General features: G+C 64.2%; 22 protein-coding genes. 9 read left to right on the top strand and 13 right to left on the bottom strand.

The window, feature by feature from the left end; translation table 11 throughout:
* Positions 1–29: 29 nt before the first annotated feature.
* From HWV67_RS06890 to HWV67_RS06905, 4 genes are all read right to left on the bottom strand, one after another.
* A complete protein-coding gene (locus tag HWV67_RS06890) occupies positions 30–512 on the bottom strand; it encodes a CS1 type fimbrial major subunit (RefSeq protein ID WP_175650512.1) in 483 nt (160 codons plus the stop codon).
* Positions 513–562: 50 nt separating this feature from the next.
* Positions 563–1,045, bottom strand: coding sequence for a CS1 type fimbrial major subunit (locus tag HWV67_RS06895; protein ID WP_175650513.1), 483 nt, complete (start codon positions 1,043–1,045; stop codon positions 563–565).
* Positions 1,046–1,325: 280 nt separating this feature from the next.
* Positions 1,326–2,624, bottom strand: coding sequence for an ATP-binding protein (locus HWV67_RS06900; protein ID WP_175650514.1), 1,299 nt, complete (start codon positions 2,622–2,624; stop codon positions 1,326–1,328).
* Positions 2,625–2,633: 9 nt separating this feature from the next.
* Positions 2,634–3,335, bottom strand: a complete 702-nt coding sequence (locus HWV67_RS06905; RefSeq protein ID WP_175650515.1) for a response regulator transcription factor — start codon at positions 3,333–3,335, stop codon at positions 2,634–2,636.
* Positions 3,336–3,492: 157 nt separating this feature from the next.
* Here HWV67_RS06905 and HWV67_RS06910 point away from each other — a divergent pair, with 157 nt between their 5' ends.
* The 3 genes from HWV67_RS06910 to mobA all read left to right on the top strand — a co-directional run bounded on the left by HWV67_RS06910 (position 3,493) and on the right by mobA (position 8,463).
* Positions 3,493–4,671 (top strand): efflux RND transporter periplasmic adaptor subunit, encoded by a 1,179-nt coding sequence (locus tag HWV67_RS06910; RefSeq protein ID WP_175650516.1) that lies wholly within the window; start codon positions 3,493–3,495, stop codon positions 4,669–4,671.
* Between the two features lie 11 nt (positions 4,672–4,682).
* Positions 4,683–7,811: an efflux RND transporter permease subunit gene (locus HWV67_RS06915; protein WP_175650517.1), complete on the top strand. Its 3,129-nt coding sequence runs from the start codon at positions 4,683–4,685 to the stop codon at positions 7,809–7,811.
* 61 nt (positions 7,812–7,872) lie between these two features.
* The gene (gene mobA / locus HWV67_RS06920) at positions 7,873–8,463 is read left to right on the top strand and encodes a molybdenum cofactor guanylyltransferase MobA (RefSeq protein ID WP_175650518.1); all 591 of its coding nucleotides are present in this window, start codon (positions 7,873–7,875) and stop codon (positions 8,461–8,463) included.
* Here mobA and HWV67_RS06925 read toward each other — a convergent pair.
* The 4 genes from HWV67_RS06925 to gnd all read right to left on the bottom strand — a co-directional run bounded on the left by HWV67_RS06925 (position 8,455) and on the right by gnd (position 13,370).
* The gene (locus HWV67_RS06925) at positions 8,455–8,868 is read right to left on the bottom strand and encodes a MarR family winged helix-turn-helix transcriptional regulator (protein ID WP_256680030.1); all 414 of its coding nucleotides are present in this window, start codon (positions 8,866–8,868) and stop codon (positions 8,455–8,457) included. The genes mobA and HWV67_RS06925 overlap by 9 nt on opposite strands.
* 33 nt (positions 8,869–8,901) lie before the next feature.
* Positions 8,902–10,479 (bottom strand): class I adenylate-forming enzyme family protein, encoded by a 1,578-nt coding sequence (locus tag HWV67_RS06930; protein WP_175650519.1) that lies wholly within the window; start codon positions 10,477–10,479, stop codon positions 8,902–8,904.
* A 411-nt stretch (positions 10,480–10,890) separates the two neighbouring features.
* The gene (gene zwf, locus HWV67_RS06935; protein WP_175650520.1) at positions 10,891–12,393 is read right to left on the bottom strand and encodes a glucose-6-phosphate dehydrogenase; all 1,503 of its coding nucleotides are present in this window, start codon (positions 12,391–12,393) and stop codon (positions 10,891–10,893) included.
* Positions 12,390–13,370: a phosphogluconate dehydrogenase (NAD(+)-dependent, decarboxylating) gene (gene gnd, locus HWV67_RS06940; protein WP_175650521.1), complete on the bottom strand. Its 981-nt coding sequence runs from the start codon at positions 13,368–13,370 to the stop codon at positions 12,390–12,392. The genes zwf and gnd overlap by 4 nt, the downstream gene beginning before the upstream one ends.
* A 199-nt stretch (positions 13,371–13,569) precedes the next feature.
* Between gnd and HWV67_RS06945 the strand changes: the two genes are divergently transcribed.
* A complete protein-coding gene (locus tag HWV67_RS06945; RefSeq protein WP_175650522.1) occupies positions 13,570–13,734 on the top strand; it encodes a DUF6026 family protein in 165 nt (54 codons plus the stop codon).
* Positions 13,735–13,774: 40 nt separating this feature from the next.
* Here the strand turns inward: HWV67_RS06945 and HWV67_RS06950 are convergent, their stop codons facing one another.
* On the bottom strand, positions 13,775–14,383 hold the full coding sequence (locus HWV67_RS06950; protein WP_175650523.1) for a LysE family translocator: 609 nt from the start codon (positions 14,381–14,383) through the stop codon (positions 13,775–13,777).
* A gap of 109 nt (positions 14,384–14,492) precedes the next feature.
* Here HWV67_RS06950 and HWV67_RS06955 point away from each other — a divergent pair, with 109 nt between their 5' ends.
* A complete protein-coding gene (locus HWV67_RS06955; RefSeq protein ID WP_175650524.1) occupies positions 14,493–15,419 on the top strand; it encodes a LysR substrate-binding domain-containing protein in 927 nt (308 codons plus the stop codon).
* Positions 15,420–15,483: 64 nt separating this feature from the next.
* The gene (alkB, locus tag HWV67_RS06960) at positions 15,484–16,137 is read left to right on the top strand and encodes a DNA oxidative demethylase AlkB (protein ID WP_175650525.1); all 654 of its coding nucleotides are present in this window, start codon (positions 15,484–15,486) and stop codon (positions 16,135–16,137) included.
* Positions 16,138–16,515: 378 nt separating this feature from the next.
* On the opposite strand, the gene HWV67_RS06965 is transcribed toward alkB, so the two are convergent.
* The 4 genes from HWV67_RS06965 to HWV67_RS06980 all read right to left on the bottom strand — a co-directional run bounded on the left by HWV67_RS06965 (position 16,516) and on the right by HWV67_RS06980 (position 19,512).
* On the bottom strand, positions 16,516–16,791 hold the full coding sequence (locus HWV67_RS06965; RefSeq protein WP_306167776.1) for a DUF1652 domain-containing protein: 276 nt from the start codon (positions 16,789–16,791) through the stop codon (positions 16,516–16,518).
* 208 nt (positions 16,792–16,999) lie between these two features.
* Positions 17,000–17,872 (bottom strand): pirin family protein, encoded by an 873-nt coding sequence (locus HWV67_RS06970; RefSeq protein WP_175650527.1) that lies wholly within the window; start codon positions 17,870–17,872, stop codon positions 17,000–17,002.
* Positions 17,873–17,968: 96 nt separating this feature from the next.
* A complete protein-coding gene (locus tag HWV67_RS06975; protein ID WP_175650528.1) occupies positions 17,969–18,871 on the bottom strand; it encodes an alpha/beta fold hydrolase in 903 nt (300 codons plus the stop codon).
* Between the two features lie 17 nt (positions 18,872–18,888).
* Positions 18,889–19,512 carry a LysE family translocator gene (locus HWV67_RS06980; protein ID WP_175650529.1) on the bottom strand — a complete coding sequence of 208 codons (624 nt, stop codon included), beginning with the start codon at positions 19,510–19,512 and terminating at the stop codon, positions 18,889–18,891.
* A gap of 194 nt (positions 19,513–19,706) precedes the next feature.
* Between HWV67_RS06980 and HWV67_RS06985 the strand changes: the two genes are divergently transcribed.
* From HWV67_RS06985 to HWV67_RS06995, 3 genes are read left to right on the top strand one after another with little or no spacing between them, the layout of a single operon-like run.
* Positions 19,707–20,186, top strand: a complete 480-nt coding sequence (locus tag HWV67_RS06985) for a GNAT family N-acetyltransferase (RefSeq protein WP_175650530.1) — start codon at positions 19,707–19,709, stop codon at positions 20,184–20,186.
* Positions 20,187–20,235: 49 nt separating this feature from the next.
* Positions 20,236–21,963, top strand: coding sequence for a hypothetical protein (locus tag HWV67_RS06990; protein ID WP_175650531.1), 1,728 nt, complete (start codon positions 20,236–20,238; stop codon positions 21,961–21,963).
* Positions 21,960–23,243, top strand: a complete 1,284-nt coding sequence (locus HWV67_RS06995) for a hypothetical protein (protein ID WP_175650532.1) — start codon at positions 21,960–21,962, stop codon at positions 23,241–23,243. Before HWV67_RS06990 ends, HWV67_RS06995 begins: the two co-directional genes overlap by 4 nt.
* Positions 23,244–23,408 lie beyond the last annotated feature (165 nt).

Consider the following 23,408-nt stretch of genomic DNA (forward strand, 5'->3'; position numbering starts at 1 on the left):
GTAATAGGCAACGAGGGCCCGTTGAAGGGCTACAGCGGCGGGGCGGTTTCGAACATCATGCTCAATGTGCCGGCGTAATCGCCTGGGGTGTATTTGGCGGAGCTAGGGTTGCTCACGTAGGTACTGAAATTCACCAGTAGCCCAGGAGGAGCCAGATCCGCCCTGAGGACCACTCTAGGCGATTCAGTAAGGGAAACGTTGTTGACCGTCACCTGCATCGGAAGCACGTTGTCGCCACTGCTGATTTGCGCCGGTTCAGTCAGGTACGCGGTGATGGCGCCTACCGTGCTTTTCAGCAGGATTTTTTCATAGAACCCGCTGAACGATGTACCGATGCTGTTCCAAGGCAGTGTCTGGGGCTTACTCATCCAACTGGCGGGATCGATCACACTGAAGCTTTCAGTGGGCACCGTCCCCGAGACGGTGAAATTGCCCTCAATAGGCTGGACGGCTGATGCCCCGCCCGAGGCCAGCATCAGCGCCAGAGGAAGCGCAAAAAGACTTTGTTTCATGATTCAGTTCCTTGTGGGAGTACGGATTGATTTCGACGATTGACTGCCGGTTACAAAGGCGCAGCAGTCTCGAACATCATCCCGAAGACCCCCGAGTAGTCGCCGGGTGCAGGTACCGTCGTTGAGTCGGACGACATCAAGAAATCCACCATCAGGGGCTTGCCGGTCAGCATCTCTTCCGCAGTGGTCACCTCTTGCGGCAAGGTGCTCAGGGTCTTGCCGTGCACACTGAGACGCATGCTGATCACGTCGTCTTTATCATTGGTGAGTTGCGCCGGCAGCGTCAGGTGCGCGGTGATCGCACCCACTGTGCTTCTGAGGATGAGCCGCTGCTTGAACAAGGCGAAGCCTTCACCCTCCACCCAGTTCAACGCATGGTTCTTGCCCCACCAGTTGCCGCTATCGATCACAGTGAAGAACTCGGTCGGAATGGTGCCAACGATCTGGACTTGCTTGGTGATCGGCTCGACCGCAGAAGCCGTACCCGCCGTCAGCATCAACGCCAACGGAAGCGCGAACGCACTGTATTTCATGATCTTTTCCCTATTTGAGTGACGAAAATTCCGAAGCCCATCAAGGACGCCGCCGGGGAAGGATTGCTGGCGTCGATGGACAGGACGGATTATTCGTGACTGGGAAAAAGGCTTACATCAGACGTATCCCAGTGACACCGGGAAATTTCCCACCGAGCTTACTCACAGCCGATGAAACCGCTCGGGGAAATGGGCAAAAGGCGCGTGGCCTGCACACGTTTTTGCGGGAGGAAGGATTCTTTGTGAGTACACCCGGCGCCGTGGGAAAAGCGCCGAGTGCTTAGCGCCGAGGCAGTTGAATCATGAACCGGGCGCCGCCCAATGCCGACTGGTCGACAGTCAGTTGCCCGCCCTGGCTTTCGATAACCCGACGGCTGATGGCCAGGCCCAGGCCGAACCCGCCGGTGGCCAGGTCGCGGCTGCGGTCCAGACGATAGAACGGCTGGAAGATCTGCTCACGCTCGTGCTCGGGGATGCCGATGCCGTCGTCTTCGACGCTGAGCAGGCAGTTGCCCGCGGCGTCCTGGTCGAGGCTTAGCATCAGGCGCTTGTCGCAGTAGCGCATGGCATTGCGGATCAGGTTTTGCACGGCGCGAGCGGTCAGCCGCGGGTCCAGGGCGAACCGCGGCAGGTCGCTGGCCGCACGGACTTCCCAACAGATGTCGCGGCTGTCGAGTTCCTCGGCAAAGCTGCCGAGAATGCTGTCGACAAACTCCAGCAACGACACCTCGACCCGCTCGACGTTTTGCCCAGGGGTCTGCAAGCGGCTGTAGGACAGCAGTTCGAGCACCAGCTCATCCAGCTCGCGAACGTGCCCGACCAATTGCATCAAGCGCTTGCGGCTGGTGGCCGGCAGTTCGTCATAAAGCAGCACCAGGCCGAAATCGAGGCGGGTCAGCGGCGTACGCAGCTCATGGGACACCGCGTTGAGCAGCTCGCGTTGCTGGGTCAGCAGTTGTTCCAGGTCGTGGGCCATGGTGTCGAACACCTGGGCCAGTTCGCCGATATTGGAACGCGAGGAAATCATCGTGCGTTCCGACAACTGCCCCTGCCCCAGCAACTGCGCGGTGGCCTTGAGCCGTTGCAGGTCGCGCCAGTGCGGCCACAGCCAGAGCAGCAGGCAACCGAGCAGCGCGGCACCGATCAACACGGTGATGCCCCAGGACAACAGGTTGATGTCGAACGGGTCCGGCGGATTGCGCAAGGCCACCAGCCACTGGCCGTTGAGCGGCGCGATGGCGGTCTCGTAATAGCCCCAGTCACCCAGGCGCACCACGTTCTGCCCCGCGCCCAGGCGTTCCCGCTCCTGCTCGGTGATATCGGCCGAGGTGCTCGGCATCAGTTCGATGGCCAACGGCGCGAAATCAGCCGCCAGCGCCTTCGCCAGCGCTGGCCATTCGCTTTCCGGTGCCTGGCGGAACTGGCGCACGATCAACCCCTGCACGCCCCGCGCCTGCTCCAGGTTGTAGGCCATATAACGTTCGTTGAAGACCTTGAGGATCACTTCGGGCACCAGAAAGATCGCCCCGGCGTAGGTGATGATGGTCAGCAAATAGAGGCGAACGAGGATCTTCAGCATGGCCCGGTCTCAGACCTCCCATTCCACGCGGCTGAACAGGTAGCCCTTGCCCCAGACGGTCTTGATCTTGCGCGCTTCACCGGCGTTGTCGTCGAACTTGCGGCGCAATTTGGAAATCGCCACGTCCACCGAACGGTCGGTGCCGTTGAACTCGATGCCGCGCAGGTGCTGGAGAATATGGTCGCGGCTGAGCACGGTGCCGGCATTGCGCGCCATGACCACCAGCAGGTTGAACTCGCCGCTGGACAGCTCCACCGGCTGCCCGCGCCAGGACACGGTGCGCTCGGCGAGGTCGATGCACAGCGCGCCGATCAATACCCGGTCGCTTTCCAGGTGCGGCTCGGTGATGCTGCTGCGGCGCAACAAGGTCCGCACCCGCGCCAGCAACACCCGCGGCTCGCAGGGCTTGGCGACATAATCGTCGGCGCCCATTTCCAGGCCCAGCACCTGGTCGTGGCTGTCGTCGCGGGCGGTGAGCATGAGGATCGGCAGGCTCTGCGACTCGCCGCGCAGGCGGCGGCAGACCTGCAGGCCGTCGAGGCCGGGGAGCATCAGGTCGAGGATCACCAGATCCGGCTTGTCGCGGCGCACCTGCTCCAGCACCAGATCACCACGGGCGATGACGCTCACGGTAAAGCCGTTGCGCTGCAGGTAGCTGGCAATCAGTTCGGACAAGGCGCAGTCGTCTTCGACCAGGAGAATGTTGGGCATGAGTTGACTTGGAAGACAGAGAAAGGAACGCAGAATATAGAACCGGAAAAGGTAACGAGTTATTTGTTCACACTTTTTAACAGACGCTCTACAGAGCTTCACAGCCGCTGATCGCGCGCCTGCCTTACCATTCGCCGGTCATTTATGGAAGATCCGTATGTTTCCTTCAAGCCCCGCCCGTCTGCGACGTCTGCTCCCCGTCACCGCCCTCGCCCTGTTGCTGAGCGCCTGCGACAGCAAGACCCCCGAGGAACAAAAAGCCCCCGCGCCGAATGTCTCGGTGGAAACCGTGCGGGTCCAGCCGCTGGCCATCAGCAGCGAGCTGTCCGGGCGCATCCAGGCGCCGCGCATTGCCGAAGTGCGCGCGCGCGTGGCTGGCGTAGTGCTCAAACGCGAATACCGCGAAGGCAGCGACGTGAAACTGGGCGATGTGCTGTTCCGCATCGACCCGGCGCCGTTCCAGGCCGATTTCGACAGCGCCCGCGCCACCCTGGCCAAGGCCGAGGCGACCCGCTATCAAGCACGCCTGCAAGACCAGCGCTACGCCGAGCTGATCGAAATCAACGCGGTCAGCCGCCAGGACCGCGACAACGCCCGCGCCGCGATGATGCAGGCCGACGCCGATATTGCCGCCGCCAAGGCCGCCGTGGAACGGGCACGCCTGAACCTGGGCTATGCCACGGTCACCGCGCCGATTTCCGGGCGGATCGGGCGTGCGCTGGTCACCGAGGGCGCGTTGGTCGGGCAGAACGAATCGACGCCGCTGGCGATCATCCAGCAACTCGACCCGATCCACGCCGACCTCACCCAGTCCACCCGCGAAATCAACGCCCTGCGCCGCGCACTGCGGGCCGGCGAATTGCAGCAGGTCGGCCAGGACCAGGCCAAAGTCACCCTGATCCAGGACGACGGCACGCCCTACCCGCTGGCCGGCAAGCTGTTGTTCTCGGACATCAGCGTCGACCAGAGCACCGGACAGATCACCCTGCGCAGCGAATTCCCCAACCCGGACCTCGACCTGCTGCCCGGCAGCTTTATCCGCGTGCGCCTGGAACAGGCGGTCCAGCCGCAAGGCATCAGCGTGCCGCAGCAAGCCATCCTGCGTGACAGCGCCGGCCAGCCGCGGGTGTTGCTGGTGGACGCCGAACAACGCATCACTGAACGCGCGGTGACCTTGGGCAGCGCACAGAACAACCGCTGGATCGTCAGCGACGGCCTGTCCCCCGGCGACCGCGTGGTGACCGAGGGCTTGCAGCACGTCAAAGCCGGCGACCCGGTACAGATCACCGCAAGCGCCGCGGGCGACCAACCCATCGTCCAGACCACCGGCCAGTGAGGGCCTGATCCATGCCGCAGTTTTTCATTGATCGCCCGGTGTTCGCCTGGGTGGTCGCGTTGTTTATCCTGCTGGCCGGCGCCTTGGCGCTGCCCAAGTTGCCAGTGGCCCAGTACCCCAACGTGGCACCGCCACAGGTGGAAATCTACGCCGTCTACCCCGGCGCCTCGGCGCAGACCATGGATGAAAGCGTGGTCAGCCTGATCGAGCAGGAGCTCAATGGCGCCGACCACCTGCTGTACTTCCAGTCGCAGAGCAGCCTCGGCAGCGCCACCATCACCGCCACCTTCGAGCCCGGCACCAACCCGGAACTGGCCCAGGTCGATGTGCAGAACCGCCTGAAGATTGTCGAGTCGCGCCTGCCGCGAGCCGTCACCCAGCAGGGCCTGCAGGTGGAAAAGGTGTCCACCGGTTTCCTGATGCTGGTGACCCTCACCGCTGACGACGATCGCCTCGACGAAACCGCTCTGAGCGACTTCCTCGCGCGCAGCGTGATGAACGAAATCCGTCGTCTTCCGGGTGTCGGCAAGGCGCAGTTGTATGGCTCCGAGCGGGCCATGCGGATCTGGATCGACCCGCAGAAACTGATCGGCTTCAACCTGACGCCCGAGGACGTCAACACCGCCATCGCCGGGCAGAACGCCCAGGTCGCGCCGGGCAGCATCGGCGACCTGCCGGGGCGCTCGGGCCAGGAAATCACCGCCAACGTGCTGGTCAAGGGCCAGTTGTCGAGCCCGGAAGAGTTCGCTGCCATCGTCCTGCGCGCTAATCAGGACGGCTCCAGCGTGACCATCGGCGATGTCGCCCGGGTCGAGATCGGCAGCCAGGAGTATCAATACGGCACCCGCCTCAACGGCAAGCCGGCCACCGCTTTCAGTGTGCAACTGGCGCCCGGCGCCAACGCCATGCAGACCGCCGACCTGGTGCGGGCGAAGATGGAAGAGCTGTCGCGCTACTTCCCGCCAGGCGCAACCTGGTCGATCCCCTACGACACCTCGCCCTTCGTCAAGGTCTCGATCACCCAGGTGATCAACACCCTTGGCGAAGCCATGGTGCTGGTGTTCCTGGTGATGCTGCTGTTCCTGCAGAACATCCGCTACACGCTGATCCCGACGCTGGTGGTGCCGGTGGCGCTGATGGGCACCTTCGCGACCATGCTGGCGTTGGGTTTCTCGATCAACGTACTGACCCTGTTCGGCATGGTGCTGGCTATCGGCATTCTGGTGGACGACGCCATCGTGGTGGTGGAGAACGTCGAGCGGATCATGATGGAAGAAGGCCTGCCGCCGCGTGAGGCGACCAGGAAAGCCATGGGTCAGATCAGCGGCGCGATCATCGGCATCACCCTGGTGCTGGTGGCGGTGTTCCTGCCGATGGCCTTCATGAGCGGATCGGTGGGGGTGATCTACCAGCAGTTCTCCATGTCCATGGCGGTGTCGATCCTGTTCTCGGCCTTCCTCGCCCTGAGCCTGACCCCGGCCCTGTGCGCCACCCTGCTCAAGCCGGTGGCCAAGGGCGAACACCACGAACGCCGCGGTCTGTATGGCTGGTTCAACCGACGTTTCGAGTCGATGAGCAACGGCTACCAGCGCTGGGTGGTCAGCGCCATCGCCCGCAGCGGTCGTTACCTGCTGCTGTATGCCGTGCTGCTGGGCGTGCTGGTGATGAGTTTCAGCCAGTTGCCGTCGTCGTTCCTGCCCACCGAGGACCAGGGCTACACCATCACCGACGTGCAGTTGCCGCCCGGCGCCAGCCGCGAGCGCACCGAGCAGGTGGCGGCGCAGATCGAGGCGCACAACGCCGCCGAACCGGGTGTCGGCGACACCACGGTGATCCTCGGTTTCAGCTTCTCGGGCAACGGCCAGAACGCCGCGCTGGTATTCACCACGCTCAAGGACTGGTCCGAGCGCAGCGCCAACGATGCCGCCGCGGCCATTGCCGAGCGTGCGACCATCGCCTTCAGCCAGTTCAAGAACGCCATCGCCTTTTCCGTGTTGCCGCCTCCGGTGGACGGCCTGGGCACCTCCACCGGCTTCGAGTTCCGTCTGCAGGACCGTGGTGGCCTGGGCTACAACCGCTTGATGGCCGCCCGCGACCAGTTGCTCGCCGCCGCGGAAAAGAGCCCGGTGCTGGTCAACGTGCGTGAAAGCGCCCTGGCCGAAAGCCCGCAGGTGCAACTGGAGATCGACCGCAAACAGGCCAACGCACTGGGCGTGTCCTTCGCCGATATCGGCACCGTGCTGAACACCGCGGTGGGTTCCAGCTACGTCAACGACTTCCCCAACCAGGGCCGCATGCAGCGGGTGGTGGTGCAGGCCGAAGGCGACCGCCGCAGCCAGGTCGAAGACCTGCTGAAGATCCATGTGCGCAACAGCAGCGGCAAGATGGTCCCGCTGGCCGCCTTCGCCCGCGCCCAATGGGTCTCCGGGCCGGTGCAACTGACCCGCTACAACGGCTATCCGGCCATCGCCGTCAGCGGCGAGCCGGCGCCGGGTTACAGCTCCGGCGCGGCCATGGCCGAGGTCGAACGGCTGGTGGCGGAGTTGCCGCTGGGCTTCGGCCTGGAATGGACCGGGCTGTCGCTGCAGGAGCGGTTGTCTGGCAGTCAGGCGCCATTGTTGATGGGCCTGTCGTTGCTGGTGGTGTTCCTCTGCCTGGCGGCGCTGTATGAAAGCTGGTCGATCCCAACCTCGGTGCTGCTGGTGGTGCCGCTGGGGATTCTCGGTGCGGTGCTGGCGGTGACCCTGCGCGGACTGCCCAACGATGTGTTCTTCAAGGTCGGCCTGATTACCCTGATCGGCCTGTCGGCGAAGAACGCCATCCTGATCATCGAGTTCGCCAAGAGCCTGGTGGACCAGGGCCACGACCTGGTGGACGCCACGGTGCAGGCCGCGCGCCTGCGTCTGCGGCCGATCGTGATGACCTCGCTGGCGTTCATCCTCGGCGTGGTGCCGCTGGCGATCGCCACCGGCGCCAGCTCGGCCAGCCAGCAGGCAATCGGCACCGGGGTGGTCGGCGGGATGCTCAGCGCCACGCTCGCGATCGTGTTCGTGCCGGTGTTCTTCGTGGTGGTGATGCGCCTGACCGGCTATCGCCGCAACAAGGCCGAGGCTGCGTCGGCCAGCGTCAGCGAAAGCTGATGGACAGCCCGGCGGCGCTCATGGGAAGGTGGCGGACCCTGTCCGACGGAAACACTTCGCAATGAGCGCCGCCCCTCTTCCGCCCTGTTCGATCCTGATCCTGGCCGGTGGTCGCGGCCAGCGCATGGGCGGTCAGGACAAGGGCTTGCTGCCCTGGCGCGGCACGCCGCTGGTTGCCCACCTGCACGCGGTGGTGCGCCCCCTCAGCGATGACCTGATCATCTCCTGCAACCGCAACGCCGACACTTACCGCCTGTACGCCGACACCCTGGTCCACGACGACGAGCCGAATTTTCCCGGCCCGCTGGCCGGCGTTCTGGTCGGGCTCGCGGTGGCCCGTCATGAGTGGTTGTTGGTGCTGGCCTGCGATGCGCCGCAAGTGGACGATGGGTTGCTGACGTCGATGCTGACCCTCGCCGCGACGCACAACACGCCGGTGATGGTGCGCCAGGCCGGTCAGTGGCAGCCGATGTTCAGCGTTATTCCACGGGCCTTGCGCGCCTCCCTGGCAGACGCCTGGAATGCCGGTGAGCGCAGTTTGTTGCGGGTGTTGCGCAGCGGGCCGCTAGTGGCCCTGGACTGTGCCGAGGACGATCCGCGGCTGGCCAATTTCAATACGCCGCAGCACCTCGACGGATCCGCTTCAACGTAGCCGTGAGCGGATATGCAGGCAGGCGTCGAGCACGTGTTTGACGTTCTGGGGTTCCAGCGCCAACTTGCCCTGCATGCTGTCGAACAGCCGCGCCGCCTCGACTCTCAGCGCACGCCCCTTGTCAGTGAGCAGCACCTTGCGCCGACGACGGTCGCCCGGATCCAGGTAGACCGTGATAAAGCCGGCATCGCTCAGGCGGCGGATGATCGGCGTCAGGGTGCCGAGGTCGAACAGGGTCACCGCGCTCAAGGCGCTGATGGACAGGTCGTCCTCGCCCCACAGGCCGATCAGCACCAACAACTGCGGGTAGGTCACGCCGTGTCGGCGCAGCGGTTCGCCGTAGTCGCGGATCAGGGCGTTGGCGGTGGAATACAGGGCGAAAACAGAGCATGCTGTCAAAGTCAAAGCTCGGTTCCTCCAGTGTTGTTTCGGCGGCTGTCATGGTCCATCTCCCTGCATCTGTTCGTTACGTGCCCATTGTTGCAACAGGGTGAAGTCCACCCGACCACTACCGGTGCTGGGCAGCACGTTTCTGAACGTGACCCCCTGCGGCACCTGCCAGGCCGTCAATCCGGTCCGGCATCGCTCCAGTACTTCGCCGGGGCTCGGCGGCCCGTTGCTGTCCGGCACCACGAAGGCCCACAACCGCTCGCCGGCCACGGGGTCGGCAATGCCCACCACCGCGGCGTCCTGCACGCCCTCCAGGGCATGCAGAAAACTTTCTACCTCGACTGGATTGACCCGCACGCCGTCGCAGGTCGCCAGGCGCTGGATCGCGCCGTGGTAATACAGGTAACCATCCTCGTCACGGCTGCACAGGTCACCGGTGTGCAGCACGGTCTCGCCCGGCTCGACGCCCGGCTTGAGCCGCTGCGCCGTAACCACCGGGTTGCGCCAGTAGCCCGGCATCATCGACGGGCTGCGGATCACCAGTTGGCCCATGCGGTCCGGCTGGAGAATGTCGCGGCCCTCCTCGTCGATCAGCCAGACCTCGGTGTCGGGCACCGGAATACCCAGGCTGCCCGGCTTGCCGTGGACGTCTTCGGCGGGCAGGTAAGCGCAGCATTTGCACTCCGGCAGCCCGTACAACGTGCAGATCTGCGCCGTGGGAAACAGCGTGCCGATCCGCGCAACCTGACGCCGACGCAGCCCGGTACCCCCGTTGGTCACCAGCCGCACTGCGGGAAAGCACAGACCGCGGCGAACCGCATACTCGTGCAACTGCATCAGCGTGTTGGCGACAAAGGGCACCACGCTGACTTCATGACGTTCGATGCTTTCAACCAGGTTTATCGGCCAGGCAAAGGTTTTCTCCAGTACCAGGGTGGCGCCCGCGTCGAGCGCCATCAGCATCTGGTACAAACCGTAGTCCGAGGACAGCGGCAGGCAGCACAGAACGTTGTCGCTGAACTGATACGCCAGGTTGCGCCGCAATGAACCGAGCGCCGCAAGCATGTTGCGGTGGGTGACCATCACGCCGCGGGGCAGGCCCGGGGTGTCCTCGGAGTAGAAAATCGTCGCCAGGTCCTGCTCCTGCGGCGGCATCGCCGAGGCGCACCAGGCTTCCTGGCCGAGCAGGCTTTCGAAGGTGCGGGTGGCCTTGGCATCCGGCTCGCCGTCGAGCAGGACGATGCTGCGCAGGTGCGGCAGCCCGGCGATGCTCGACGGCAGGCCGGCAAGGGTCGCGCAGGTGGTGATCAGTACCGTGGCTTCACAGTCGCGCAGGATGTAGTCGAGGTGACTGGCGCTGATCTGCGGCTCGACATTGACCACCACGCCGCCAGCCTTGAGCACGCCCCAAAAGGCGCAGACCGTCTCGATGCGGTTGCCGAGGCACAACAGCACCCGGTCCTGGGTGCGCAGACCGACGCCCAACAGCCCGCCGGCCAGTCGCTGGCTGGCGTCTTCGACTTGAGCGTAGGTGTAGGTCTCGCCGGCGTAGATGATCGCCGCCTTGCCCGGATACCGCCCGTTGCTGTCGTCCAGGACCTGTTGCAGTCCACCCGGCCGGCTCATGGCGTGCAATTCCCTGACTTTGCCAAGACGGCGTCCATGCGAAACCCTTCAACGGATACGTGAAAAATGAAACGCGATGGCCTCTCGTGGAGGATTGCAAAAAGCCCGATCGCGCTCGCTTTTTTTCTAAGATGCCGCATCCGAAACAATATAGCCAGTTGCCATTGGCGGCGAATAAATGGCGTCAAGGAATGGCTGTAGCCCGCGTGTTACGGGCTATGCGGGAAAATACTGACGGCTAGGCCAGGCATCCGTTTGGATGGTTTTCTGAGTGAAGGGTCAGGTGATACAACGGGCCTTGCCGCTGCAGGTATCTACACATCTCGCACGCGGCGCGGAACCGGTGGGAGCGGATTCATCCGCTCCCACCGGTTCTGCGTCCCTTCCCACCAGATGCGTAGATACCCATGCTCACCCAAGCCGATGCCAACTTCTCCGATCCCGCCCAAGCAACTCATCCCCCGCCGCAGGTCCATCCTCACCCGCCGGGTATTCATGAACCTCGCCGCCGTCCTTCCAGGCATCCAGAAACGGCTGCACCGCCCGCCAGCCGTTCTCGATGTTGTCGGCGCGCTGGAACAGGGTCTGGTCGCCGATCAGGCAGTCATAGATCAAGGTCTCGTAGCCGGTCGCCGGGCGCATCTTGAAGAAATCCTTGTAGGCAAAGCCCAGCTCGACATTCTCCATCGCCAGCGCAGGCCCGGGACGCTTCGCCTGCAGGTCGAACCACATGCCCTCGTTGGGCTGGATCTGGATCTTCAGGTAGTTGGGCTTGGGCCGTTCGGCATCGCTGTCGCGGAACTGCGCGTAAGGCGCCGGCTTGAAGCAGATGGCAATCTCGGTGTCGCGCACGCTCATGCGCTTACCGGTGCGCAGGTAGAACGGCACACCGACCCAGCGCCAGTTGTCGATCATTACCTTGAGGGCCACATAGGTTTCGGTCTGGCTATCCGCCTCGACTCGCGGCTCCTGGCGATAGCCCTTGAGCTTCTTGCGCCCGAGCTTGCCGGCGCTGTACTGCCCGCGCACCGAGTTTTTCAGGGCCATGGCTTTCGACCAGGGCCGGATCGCGCCGATGACCTTGGCCTTTTCGCTGCGCACCGCATCGGCGCCAAACGCGGCCGGCGGCTCCATCGCGACCATCGCCAGCAACTGGAACAGGTGATTGGGCACCATGTCGCGCAAGGCGCCGGTGCCGTCATAGAAACCGCCGCGCTCTTCCACGCCGACGGTTTCCGCCGCGGTGATCTGCACATGGTCGATGTAGTGGTTGTTCCAGAACGCTTCGAACAGACCGTTGGAAAAACGGCTGACGAGGATGTTCTGCACTGTCTCCTTGCCCAGGTAATGGTCGATCCGGTAGATCTGCTTTTCGTTCATCACGCTGAGCAGGCGGGCATTGAGCATTTCTGCACTGGCGAGGTCCGAGCCGAACGGCTTTTCGATCACCACCCGGCGAAACCCGTCGCGCTCGTCCAGCAGCCCGGCGGCGCCGAGGCGCTGCACCACATCGGCGAAAAAGCGTGGCGAGGTCGCCAGGTAGAAGATCGCGTTGCCATTGCGCGACTTGTCGATATGTTTGGCGATGCCCTGGTAGGTGGCGTCGTCGAGAAAATCCCCAGTCAGGTAATCAATGCGTTTTGCCAGCTTGGCCCAGCGTTTCGGGTCGAGGCACTGCGCGCCCTCGCCCGCCGCCTTGTCGCGTTCGTGCATGAAGGCTTCCAGGCGGGCGGCGAATTCAGCGCCGGTGGCGGCATTGTGGTCGACGCCGACGATGCGCAGATTGCGGTCCAGCAGGCCGTCGCGGCTGAGGTTGTACAGGGCCGGCATCAACAGGCGCTTGACCAGATCGCCATTGGCGCCAAACAGGAACAGGGTGCAAGGTGGAGCGGTTTCGACGTTGTATTCATTCATTCGGAACGCTCGACATGCCCGCCAAACCCGAAGCGCATCGCCGACAGCAGGCGATCGCCATAGGTGCCCTGCTGCTGTCGCGAGCGGAAGCGGGCGAACAGCGCGCTGGACAACACCGGCACCGGCACCGCCTGCTCCACCGCCGCATCGATGGTCCAGCGGCCTTCACCGCTGTCGTCCACCGCGCCGCTGTAATGGCTCAACTGCGGATCGGCCGCCAGCGCATCAGCGGTCAGGTCGAGCAGCCAGGAGGTGACCACGCTGCCGCGCCGCCAGACCTCGGCGATCTCGGCCAGGTCCAGTTGATAGCGCTGCTCGGGGGGCAGTTCCTCGCCGGCCTTGCCGCGCAGGATGTCGAAGCCTTCGGCGTAAGCCTGCATCAGGCCGTACTCGATGCCGTTGTGAACCATCTTGACGAAATGCCCGGAGCCGGCCGGTCCCGCATGGATGTAGCCCTGTTCGGCACGACCGGTCGGGCCGCTGCGACCGCGGGTGCGCGGGATGTCGCCCACACCGGGAGCAAGGCTGGCGAACAGCGGGTCAAGGTGTTCGATGACCGCCTGCTCGCCGCCGATCATCATGCAGTAGCCGCGCTCCAGCCCCCAGACCCCGCCTGAGGTGCCGACATCCACATAGTGCAGGCCACGCGCGCTCAGCTCGCCGGCGCGGCGGATATCGTCCTTGTAGAAGGTGTTGCCGCCATCGATGATCGCGTCGCCCGCCTCCAGCAGGTCGGCCAGTTGCGCGATGGTCTCTTCGGTCGGGGCGCCTGCCGGCAACATCACCCACACCGCCCGCGGCTTGCCCAGTTGCGCCACCAGCGCCGGCAGGTCCGGCGCGCCTAGCGCGCCCTCCGCCACCAAGGTGTCGATTGCCGCCTGATTGCGGTCGTTCACCACCAGTTGATGGCCATTGCGCATCAGGCGCCTTGCGATATTACCGCCCATGCGGCCCAGCCCCACGATTCCCAGTTGCATGTGCCGACGCTCCGTTCGAAAGGAAGAAATGCCTCATCAGGTGCACAAGGTTAGTCCAGACGACCGGAGGATGGTTTCACGACGAACGGCACGACAGCGACAAACAAAAAAGTTCCACCCGGCGGAAAAAGAATTCAGAATCGCGCCCCGTCAAGCGTCTACGCTTCAGTTCTGTGACAACCCATTTGCGAGGTGCGCAATGCAAACCCTGATGCCGGCAAGCCCACCCCAGACGCTTTACGTCCAGGTTCGCCGTGACGAACTGCAACGTCTGAAGCAGGAACGTGACCAACTCAAGGAGCAGGTCGCCCGCCTGAACCTGATGCTGCAACAGGCCCAGTCGCCCAGCCGGGCCAGCGCCTGATTCCCTCCCTCCGGGCGCAATCACCCTGCATTGCGCCCCGTCAGCCCAGCAGCACCGTCAGCCAATACCCCGCGCCCACCATCGCCACCAGCAACAGCAATCCCGCCGATACCCGTGATACCGACGCCCGGTAACGCTGCGCCAGGCTGTGCCGCATCAGGCCGATGTACAGCGCCAGAATGCTCAGGTCCACGATCAGCCACAGCAGTGCCAACAACCCGATGCTGGTGCCGAACGATTCGGTCACCGGGATGAACTGCGGGAACAGGGCCACGAAAAACAGAATGTCCTTGGGGTTGGAGATACCGATCACGAAGCCTTGCCACCAGCCGCTGGCGCGCGGGGCCACGCCCGTCTCGGTGCTGGCGGAATCGCGCAAGCCGCTTAAACCCAGCCAGCCGATAAACAGGCAACCCAGCAGGCCGCCCCATTGGAGCAATTGCGGGCTGATCGCCAGGCTGCCGGCCAGCACTGCGGCGGCAGCCGCGACCAGAATCAACGATGCGGCGTTGGCGCCCAACGCGGTTTTCACCGCCGTGGCGGTGCCGGCGCGGCTACTGGTTTCCACCACCACCAGCACCACCGGGCCCGGCGTCGCGATCAACAGGATGACAGTGCCCAGGTAGGCGATCAGCAGCGGTGTGTTCATGTCTGGCTCTCGTAGCGTTGAATCCGCGCATTCTGGGCAGATCGCGCTGCCTTGAAAAACGCAAAAAGCGCTGGCCTACTATGAGTCAAACTCATCATGAGCCTTTGCCATGGCTGACCGCCTGCCCCCGCTGTATGCCCTGCGCGCCTTCGAGGTCGCCGCCCGCTCCTGCTCCTTCACCCGCGCCGCCGATGAACTGGCCTTGACCCAAAGCGCCATCAGCCGGCACATCCGCAGCCTGGAAAGCCACCTGGGCTGCCGCCTGTTCGAACGCCACGGCCCGCGCCTGCGCCTGACCGACGCTGGGCAGCGCCTGGCCCGGCAGCTCAACGCCGGCTTCACCCTGATCGAACAAGCCTGCCAGCCGTTTCGCGGGGCGCGTCGGCAATTGCGTCTGAAAGCCCCGTCGACCCTGACCATGCACTGGCTGCTGAGCTGCCTGGAGCATTTCCGACAAGACCCGCAACATGTCGCCGTGCAACTGGCCAGCGTGTGGATGGACCAGGACGCCGTGGATTTTTCCAGTGAGCCCTATGACTGCGCAGTGCTGCTGGGCAACGGCCATTTCGGTGAGCAGGTGCAGAGTTGCAAGCTGTTCGAAGAGTGGCTGATTCCGATCTGCGCGCCGTCGCTGCTGGGCCAAACGCCGTGGGATGCACAGCGTCTGAGCAGCGCTGCGCTGGTGCACCCGTCCAGCGACCGCCGCGACTGGCAACGCTGGCTGCGCGGCAGCGGGCTGGAGGCGGATATCGACCTGATGCGCGGCATCTGCTTCGACACGCTCGACCAGGGCATGGCTGCGGCGATGGCTGGACATGGGTTGTCTGTCGGCGATCTGGCGTTGATCGGCGCCCATCTGCGCGATGGCCGGCTGGCGTTGCCGTTCCCTCGGGCGGTGGCGACCGGCGATGCCTATTACCTGGTCTGGCCGACGGGCAGCGCCTGGCAGGACAGCATCGACACGCTGCGCGACTTCCTCCTCAGCCACTGCCCTGATGCTGATCTGCCTGGCGTCGAGCGCCGTTCGGTCGCGTGAGCCGACAACCCTGCACGCGCCGGTTCATACTGGCGGCCAGATTTCCCCCAGAGCGTGTTTGAGCATGCAGACAGAACTTGCGCTGTTCGATTCGCCACAGCGCCGCGAGCCGCAGTGGGTCGGCCAACAGACGGTGGTGCTGCCCGGTTTCGCCCTGGAACGCGTGGAACACCTGCTACCCGCCTTGCGCCGGGTGGTGCATGCCGCGCCGTTTCGCAACATGACCACGCCGGGTGGCCGGACCATCTCGGTGCGGGTGACCAATTGCGGCGAACTGGGCTGGATCAGCGACCAGCGCGGCTATCGCTACAGCCCGCTTGATCCGCTGAGCGGAGAGCCGTGGCCGGCATTGCCTTCGGTGTTTCTGGAACTCGCGCGGGAGGCCGCGAGCAAGGCCGGATTCGCCGACTTCACCCCGGATGCCTGCCTGGTCAACAGCTACCTGCCCGGCAATCGCCTGACCCTGCATCAGGACCGCAACGAGCGGGACTTCAGCCAGCCGATCGTGTCGGTGTCACTGGGGTTGCCGGCGACCTTTCTGTTTGGCGGCCACGAACGGGCTGACCGTACCCAGCGGATCGGGCTGCAGCACGGGGATGTGATGGTGTGGGGTGGTGAGGATCGGTTGCGCTTTCACGGGATATTGCCGCTCAAGGACGGCGTGCATCCGCTGCTCGGGGCGCGGCGGATCAATTTTACGTTGCGCAAGGCAGGGTAGATTAGCGCTGTCTGAGCGGGCTATCGCTGCATAGGTATCTACACATCTCTCAGATGACCGCAAACGTCAGCCACTTGCCATCCTGTGGGAGCGGATTCATCCGCGAAGGGCCGCAAAGCGGCCCCAAAACCATCCCGCACGAGGTGGCCGTCTATGTTCGGTATTTCTTTCGACCTCAGGATGCCTGAATGTAAGATTCGGACCAGCTAGAAACAAGGTGCTGGATGGATTTAGGGCCGCTTTGCGGCCCTTCGCGGATGAATCCGCTCCCACAGGATGGCAAGTGGCCTGAAGCTTTTTACTTACCTGTGAGATGTGTAGATACCCATGCTTATCGCTGGCAAGCCAACGATACTGCCGCAAGGGTCTGTACGGTTCTCAACGCCCAGCCATCAGATGCGGCACGTCCAACCGCCCATGGCTGTGCAACTCACGCTGCTGACGCACTTTCATCACCAAATCAGCCAGCGCCCGGCAATCGGGCAGGCTGTTTAGCTGGATATCGCCGACCACCATCGCCTGGCGTTTTGCATCGGCAGGGAAATACAGGGTCAGCGACATCCCGTCACCACAGCGCACCTCGCAGTGGTCCGGAAGGAAAGCGCCCTCTATCAACTGCCGCAATTCAAGATCGCACACTCCATGCATTGGCATCGTCAAACCCTCTGATCGTCAAGGCTATCGCCCACGTTAGGCCTGCCCGGCAGCAGGTTCAAATTGAAAAAGCCATGGATCAGCCCTTCCCTCATTGAACCCGCACATGGCTGTCACCAGCCAGACCCGTAGGCCATGACTTAAGGAGCGGCGCGCACGCTGCCGGGTTCAGGCGAGGTGACGGCCCATCAGACGAAAGGTTGTCGGATCACCCCTCGGCGCCCATCTGGCCGAAACGGCCGGCGTGAAAATCATCGAACGCTTCGGCGATTTCTGCCTGGCTGTTCATCACGAACGGCCCGTAGCCGACGATGGGTTCGTCCAGCGGCTCGCCGCTGAGCCAGAGCACTTTGCTGTCGCTGCTGGCTTGCAGTTGCACCTGCGCACCGTCGCGCTCGAACAACACCAGTTGCGCCTTGCCCACGTCCTGCTGGCCGTTGACCCTGACACTGCCGGCCAACACCACCAGCGCCGCGTTGTAGCCCTGCTGCGTGGACAAGCTGACGGACTTGCCCGCCTGCACTTGCAGGTCCCAGACGTCCATGGGCGTGAAGGTCCGCGCCGGGCCTTGGTGGCCAAGGTAATCACCGGCGATCACGCGCAGGCTGCCGGCGTCGGCAGGCAGTTCGACTCGCGGGATGTCGGCAGCGAGAAGGGTCTGGTAACCGGCAGGCGCGGATTTGTCGCGGGCCGGCAGGTTGACCCAGAGCTGGACCATTTCCATCACCCCGCCGGAACGGGCGAACGATGGCGCGTGGAACTCTTCATGGATGATCCCGCCTGCGGCAGTCATCCACTGCACGTCGCCCGGGCCGATCAGGCCACCGGCACCAGTGGAATCGCGGTGCTCCAGTTCGCCCTGATAGACGATAGTCACGGTTTCAAAGCCGCGGTGCGGATGCTGGCCGACGCCACGGCGGCTGCTGGTGGGGCTGAAGTGATAGGGTGCCGCGTAATCCAGCAGCAGGAACGGGCTGATATGGCGGGCCAGGTTGTCGTAGGTAAACAGACTGCGCACCGAAAAACCGTCACCGACCCAATGGGCCGCCGGGCTTTGGTAAACGCCTTGAATCTTCTTCATTGAAAACCTCCTCGTTGCATGGGACACACAATACCCATGCAACGAAAAAGGCGGTAGAGGGCTAAAAACGCCCGCACCGTTCCATTAGTGGAACAATCAAGCGGATTTCACCTGGTCGGCGGTCAGTGCTTCCAGCACCCAGGCTTCGATCTGCGCAGCGCTTTCTTGCGGGTCTTCCTGCATGAAGCAGTGCCCGCCCGCCACCTTGCGCGGTTCGACCTTGCGGTTCAGGCGTGCCCAGCGCGCCAACGACAAGGGCACGAAGGGATAGGTCTGCTCGCCGTAGAGCACCAGGGTCGGGACCGCGATGCTGGTGAGCGAGGCCCACATCCGTTGCGGGAAGGAGCTGAAGATTTCCACCTCGCGGCTGGGCCGGCACTTGAGCACCACGCCTTCGCCGCAGTCGCCGATGGCGTGATCGACATAGGCCTGCAGCGCCGCTTCGTTCCAGCCTTTGAAGATGCCGCGGCCTTGCAGCGAGTCGTGGGCGGCCTGGCGGTCCGGCCAGAAACTGCGGCGGGTCGCGGCCTTGCGGGCCAGGCCATGACGGCGGTGCATGCCGAACAGGCTGGCCACGCCCATCACGCCGATCATCGAGCGGCTGAACACCACCGGGTCGAGCAGCACCGCGCGGCGGAACAGGTGCGGCTCGCGGGCCAGCATCAATCCGGTCAGCACACCGCCGAAACTGTGGCCCACCGCGAACATCGGCACATCGCCGTAGACACCGCGCCCGGCGTGAAAGGCTTCCAGCGCCAGTTCGGCGCTGCGGTTCCAGCCGACAAAGGCGCCACCGTGATCGCTGTCGCCATGGCCTTGAACATCGCTGAGCCAGAGATCGAAGTGCACCGCGAGGCGTTCCAGCAGCGGCTGGTACGCCAGGGTGCAGAAGCCGTTGCCATGAATGAAGTGCAGCAGCGGCCTGCCGCTGGCGGGTGAACGCCAGCCGCGCAGGGTGAAGTGTTCGGCGCAATCATGCGACCAGGGGATCAGTTCCATCGGGGCTCGCAGCAGAATCAGGAAAAGCCCGATTCTACAAACAGCAGCGGATACAGAGATAGCACCAACAGCGCTGCCATTAGCAGGTTAAACAGCCGAAGCCAACGCGGATCCTGCAAGAAGCGCCGTAATGCACTGCCAAACATCACCCAGACACACACCGCCGGCAGGTTGACCAGGCAGAACACCGCAGCGATGACCACGACGTTGAACAGGTAGCCCTGGGCCGGCGTGTAGGTGGTGATCGCGCCGACCGCCATCACCCAGGCCTTGGGGTTGACCCACTGGAACGCGGCCGCGCCCCAGAAGCCCAGCGGCTTGCGGTTTTGCGGATCGCTCGCCGACATCGGCCCGGAGGTGGCGATCTTCCACGCCAGGTACAACAGGTACGCGGCCCCGGCGTAGCGCAGCACGGTGTAGGCCATCGGGTAGAGCTTGAACACCTCGCCCAGGCCGAGCCCGACGCCAAGCACCATCACCATGAAACCGATGCTCACCCCCAGCGCATGGGGAATGGTCCGACGCACGCCGAAGTTCACCCCCGACGCCAGCAGCATGGTGTTGTTCGGGCCGGGTGTGATCGAAGAAACGAAGGCAAACAGCACGAAGGCTGAAAGCAGATTGAGGGACGTGAGCAGCATGGCGGTGTACCTGATTATCGGGGCGTCGCGCCCCTTGGCGTTGTAGGTAAAACCCTACCGGGAAACCGTGCGCCCACAGCGGTACAGTTTTGCGTTATTGCGCAGATACACTTCACTGTCCCACCCGCCACCCTCTGACGGCCGCCGGTAAAGTGGACTACGATGTCGGCACCTTTTTCATCGGAATGCCTTTCATGTCGTTGCACATCCGCCCCGCCCAGCCTGAAGACGCCGGGCAAATCCTCACCTTCATCACTGAACTGGCCGAGTACGAGCGCGCCCGCCATGAAGTGATCGCCAGCGTCGAGGACATCCAGCGCAGCCTGTTCAGCCCGGACAGCACCGCCAAGGGATTGATCTGCGAGCGTGACGGCCAGGCCATCGGTTATGCCGTGTACTTCTTCAGCTACTCCACCTGGCTCGGCAAAAACGGCATTTACCTCGAAGACCTCTACGTCACGCCGCAATCCCGTGGCACCGGCGCCGGCAAATTGCTCCTGCGTCACCTGGCCCAGGTGGCCTGCGCCAACGACTGCGGTCGGCTGGAGTGGAGCGTGCTCGACTGGAACCAGCCGGCCATCGATTTCTACCTTTCCATCGGCGCGCAACCCCAGGACGAATGGGTGCGCTACCGAATGGAGGGCGATACCTTGCGCAACTTCGCCCAGGGCTGATACCGGCAACACACCCATTTCGACGGATTGAACAGGGGAAACTGCAACCATGGCGGCGAAAGCGAATACCCAGCCCTTCACCATCCTCGCCCAGGACCCGGCGGTGGCCAGCCCGGACGGCACGCCGCTGTTCGCCAAGGTCAGCGTGCCGCTGGAGTCGCTGGCGGACGGGCCCACCGGCTACCGGGTCAAGGTGATCGACTTCGACGCCTCGGCCAACCGCCTGTACACCCCGCACACCTACCAGCAGGCGCCAGGCGACAAGGCCGTTGACCCCTTCGATCCGCCGCAGGCCGGCGTGCTGGCAGACCCGCGCTTTCACTGCCAGCAGGTCTACGCGGTGGTCATGCGCACCCTGTCGCGCTTCGAACTGGCGCTGGGCCGACGGATTGCCTGGGGCTTCGACGGGCACCAATTGCACATCGTCCCCCACGCCTTCGTCGAGGCGAATGCCTTTTACTCGCGGGACGACCGCGCGCTGATGTTCGGCTACTTCCAGGACGGCGAGGACTGGGTGTTCACCGCCCTCTCCCACGACATCGTTGCCCACGAGGCGACCCACGCCATCCTCGACGGCCTGCGTGCCGGCTTCATGAACGCCTCGGGCCCGGACCAGGCGGCTTTTCATGAAGGCTTCGCCGATGTGGTGGCGCTGCTCTCGGTGTTTTCCCTGCGCGAGGTGATCGAGTTCGCCCTGACCCGCTATCGCGGCGTGGACATCCAGCAACAGGACGGCGTGCGCCTGATCGACGGCGACGCCCTGGAGATCGACGCCCTGGCCGACACCCTGCTGTTCGGCCTCGGCGAGCAGTTCGGCCAGGCCATGACCGGCCTGCGCGCCAACCCGCTGCGCCGTTCGGTGCAACTGCGCCCGTCCACTGACTACCTCGACAACCCCGACTACGCCGAGCCCCACAGCCGCGGTGAAATCTTCGCCGCGGCCATGCTGCGCAGCATGCTGGAGCTGTGGGTGGCGCGGCGCAAATCCCTCGGCACCTTCGGCAACAACCGCTACAACCTCGACGCGGTCATCGACGAAGGCGCCAAGGCCGCCGACCAGTTGCTGACCATCGCCATCCGCGCACTCGATTACTCGCCGCCGCTGGACCTGGAATTCGGTCACTACCTGGCCGCGCTGCTCACCGTGGACGCCGAAGTGGCGCCGGACGATTCGCGCTACAGCTACCGGCAGATCATCCGCGACACCTTCGCCGCCTACGGCATCCAGGTGCCCGCCGGGCGCACCGATGCCGATGGCTGCTGGCTGACCTTCGCCGACAACGAAAAGATCCAGTACCGCAGCAGCCACTTCGACTCGATGCTGCGCGACTCCGAAGAGGTGTTCCGCTTCATCTGGGAAAACCGCGAAACCCTGCACATCGACACCGACGCCTACACCGAGGTGACCTCGGTCCGCCCCAGCCTGCGCTTCGGCCCGGACGGCTTTATCCTGCGCGAGACGGTCTGCGAGTACACCAGCCGGGTCAATCTGTTCGGCGCCGAGTTCAAGGCGGTGTTCAAGGAACCGCGTCCGGCGTGGATGGCGACCACCGACGCGATGACCGTGTATGGCGCCGGCACGCTGATTTTCGATCAGTACGGGCGCATCAAGTACCACATCGACCGGCCGCTGACCGATGCTCGCTGGCAGGTGCGGCGCCTGGAATGGCTGTACGGTCCGGAGAGCAATGGCGCCGCGCCCGGCTCCGCCGCCGACCTGGTGCGCATCCACCGGGCCCGGGCCATGCAGCCGCTCGCCGGGGAGGTGCAGCCATGAGCCCGGTCCGCCTGCATTTGTTCGCCTACCAGGTGGGTTTCGGCGATTGTTTTCTGCTGCGCTTCGTCTACCCGGACGACAGCCAGCGCCATGTACTGATCGACTTCGGCACCGTGAGCATGCCCAAGGGCGTGAGCAAGTCCGGGCAGATACTCAAGATCGCCAACGACATCAAGGACCGTTGCGGCGGCAAGCTGCAGGCGCTGGTCGCCACCCACCGCCACGCCGACCATATCAGCGGCTTTACCCCCGGCAAGGATGGCCAGGGACCGGGCGATATCATTCGCGCGTTGGAGCCGGACGTGGTCCTGCAACCCTGGACCGAGCAACCCGACCTCCCGGAAAAAGCCACCGCTCCGCTGGCCAGTGCCCATGCCCAGGCCCTGGACGGCATGAACCAGCTCGCCGAAAACCTCACCGAACGCCTGAAAAGCCAGCCCAAGGGCCTCAGCCCGGAACAGGCCCGGCGCCTGGGGTTCCTCGGCGAGAACAACATCAAGAACAAGGCCGCGGTGAAGAACCTCATTGACATGGGCAATCGCCCTGGCGCCCGCGCCGCCTACGCCCACTACGGCACCGACGACCCGCTGGCCGACGTGTTGCCGGGGGTCACCACCCTGGTCCTCGGCCCGCCGACGGTGGAACAGAGCGCGGAAGTCCGCCGCCAGGCCAAGGACGACCCGCAATACTGGCTGCGCCAGCCCGAACTGCTGTTCGGCCAGCGGGTCAGCCGCGGCGCCAGCACCTCGCCGTTTCCCGAGGCGCCCTACAGCCCCGGCGGCAAGCTGCCACGGCGGGCGCGTTGGATCGCCCAGCGCGTGCGCGAAAGTCGCGGCACGCAATGGATGTCGATCGTCACCGCGCTGGACAAGGCGATGAACAACACCAGCCTGATCTTGCTGTTCGAGATCGGCGACAAGAAACTGCTGTTCCCTGGCGATGCGCAGATCGAGAATTGGCGCTACGCCCTCAGCCAGCCCGGCGTCGCCGAACGGCTGGGCTCGGTGGACCTGTACAAGGTCGGTCACCATGGCAGCCGCAACGCGACGCCGAAAAACCTGTGGGACGATTTCCACAAGAAAGGCAACGCCGACAAGCCCGGCCGCCTAACCAGCGTGCTCTCCACACTGCCCGAGCAGTACGGCAGCAAGGACGAGGACGGCAACACCGAAGTACCGCGGCGCACCCTGCTCGAAGCACTGGCCAAGGACTCGCACCTGCACGACACCGAGCGTTTGGCGCCGGACCAGCTTTACGACGAAGTCATTATTGATCTGTGAGGATGGCCATCAGGCGCATGCCGCAGGTTTTCTAGCGTTCTTGAGATCGAGCGCCGCGCGGGCGGCGCTCGGTCTTGAGAGCGCTGAAAACCTATCGGCTAGCGCCTGCTGGCCATTACTCGGTCTTATGACAAGCGCCTTCCAACCACCACATGACCGAAAGAT

The sequence above is a fragment of the Pseudomonas sp. Marseille-P9899 genome (assembly GCF_903166565.1).
GTDB lineage: Bacteria > Pseudomonadota > Gammaproteobacteria > Pseudomonadales > Pseudomonadaceae > Aquipseudomonas > Aquipseudomonas huaxiensis.

Coding starts and splice junctions, on each gene's coding strand:
- HWV67_RS06890 (WP_175650512.1), bottom strand. CDS start 512: ATGAAACAAAGTCTTTTTGCGCTTCCTCTGGCGCTGATGCTGGCCTCG.
- HWV67_RS06895 (WP_175650513.1), bottom strand. CDS start 1,045: ATGAAATACAGTGCGTTCGCGCTTCCGTTGGCGTTGATGCTGACGGCG.
- HWV67_RS06900 (WP_175650514.1), bottom strand. CDS start 2,624: ATGCTGAAGATCCTCGTTCGCCTCTATTTGCTGACCATCATCACCTAC.
- HWV67_RS06905 (WP_175650515.1), bottom strand. CDS start 3,335: ATGCCCAACATTCTCCTGGTCGAAGACGACTGCGCCTTGTCCGAACTG.
- HWV67_RS06910 (WP_175650516.1), top strand. CDS start 3,493: ATGTTTCCTTCAAGCCCCGCCCGTCTGCGACGTCTGCTCCCCGTCACC.
- HWV67_RS06915 (WP_175650517.1), top strand. CDS start 4,683: ATGCCGCAGTTTTTCATTGATCGCCCGGTGTTCGCCTGGGTGGTCGCG.
- mobA (WP_175650518.1), top strand. CDS start 7,873: ATGAGCGCCGCCCCTCTTCCGCCCTGTTCGATCCTGATCCTGGCCGGT.
- HWV67_RS06930 (WP_175650519.1), bottom strand. CDS start 10,479: ATGAGCCGGCCGGGTGGACTGCAACAGGTCCTGGACGACAGCAACGGG.
- zwf (WP_175650520.1), bottom strand. CDS start 12,393: ATGAATGAATACAACGTCGAAACCGCTCCACCTTGCACCCTGTTCCTG.
- gnd (WP_175650521.1), bottom strand. CDS start 13,370: ATGCAACTGGGAATCGTGGGGCTGGGCCGCATGGGCGGTAATATCGCA.
- HWV67_RS06945 (WP_175650522.1), top strand. CDS start 13,570: ATGCAAACCCTGATGCCGGCAAGCCCACCCCAGACGCTTTACGTCCAG.
- HWV67_RS06950 (WP_175650523.1), bottom strand. CDS start 14,383: ATGAACACACCGCTGCTGATCGCCTACCTGGGCACTGTCATCCTGTTG.
- HWV67_RS06955 (WP_175650524.1), top strand. CDS start 14,493: ATGGCTGACCGCCTGCCCCCGCTGTATGCCCTGCGCGCCTTCGAGGTC.
- alkB (WP_175650525.1), top strand. CDS start 15,484: ATGCAGACAGAACTTGCGCTGTTCGATTCGCCACAGCGCCGCGAGCCG.
- HWV67_RS06965 (WP_306167776.1), bottom strand. CDS start 16,791: ATGCCAATGCATGGAGTGTGCGATCTTGAATTGCGGCAGTTGATAGAG.
- HWV67_RS06970 (WP_175650527.1), bottom strand. CDS start 17,872: ATGAAGAAGATTCAAGGCGTTTACCAAAGCCCGGCGGCCCATTGGGTC.
- HWV67_RS06975 (WP_175650528.1), bottom strand. CDS start 18,871: ATGGAACTGATCCCCTGGTCGCATGATTGCGCCGAACACTTCACCCTG.
- HWV67_RS06980 (WP_175650529.1), bottom strand. CDS start 19,512: ATGCTGCTCACGTCCCTCAATCTGCTTTCAGCCTTCGTGCTGTTTGCC.
- HWV67_RS06985 (WP_175650530.1), top strand. CDS start 19,707: ATGTCGTTGCACATCCGCCCCGCCCAGCCTGAAGACGCCGGGCAAATC.
- HWV67_RS06990 (WP_175650531.1), top strand. CDS start 20,236: ATGGCGGCGAAAGCGAATACCCAGCCCTTCACCATCCTCGCCCAGGAC.
- HWV67_RS06995 (WP_175650532.1), top strand. CDS start 21,960: ATGAGCCCGGTCCGCCTGCATTTGTTCGCCTACCAGGTGGGTTTCGGC.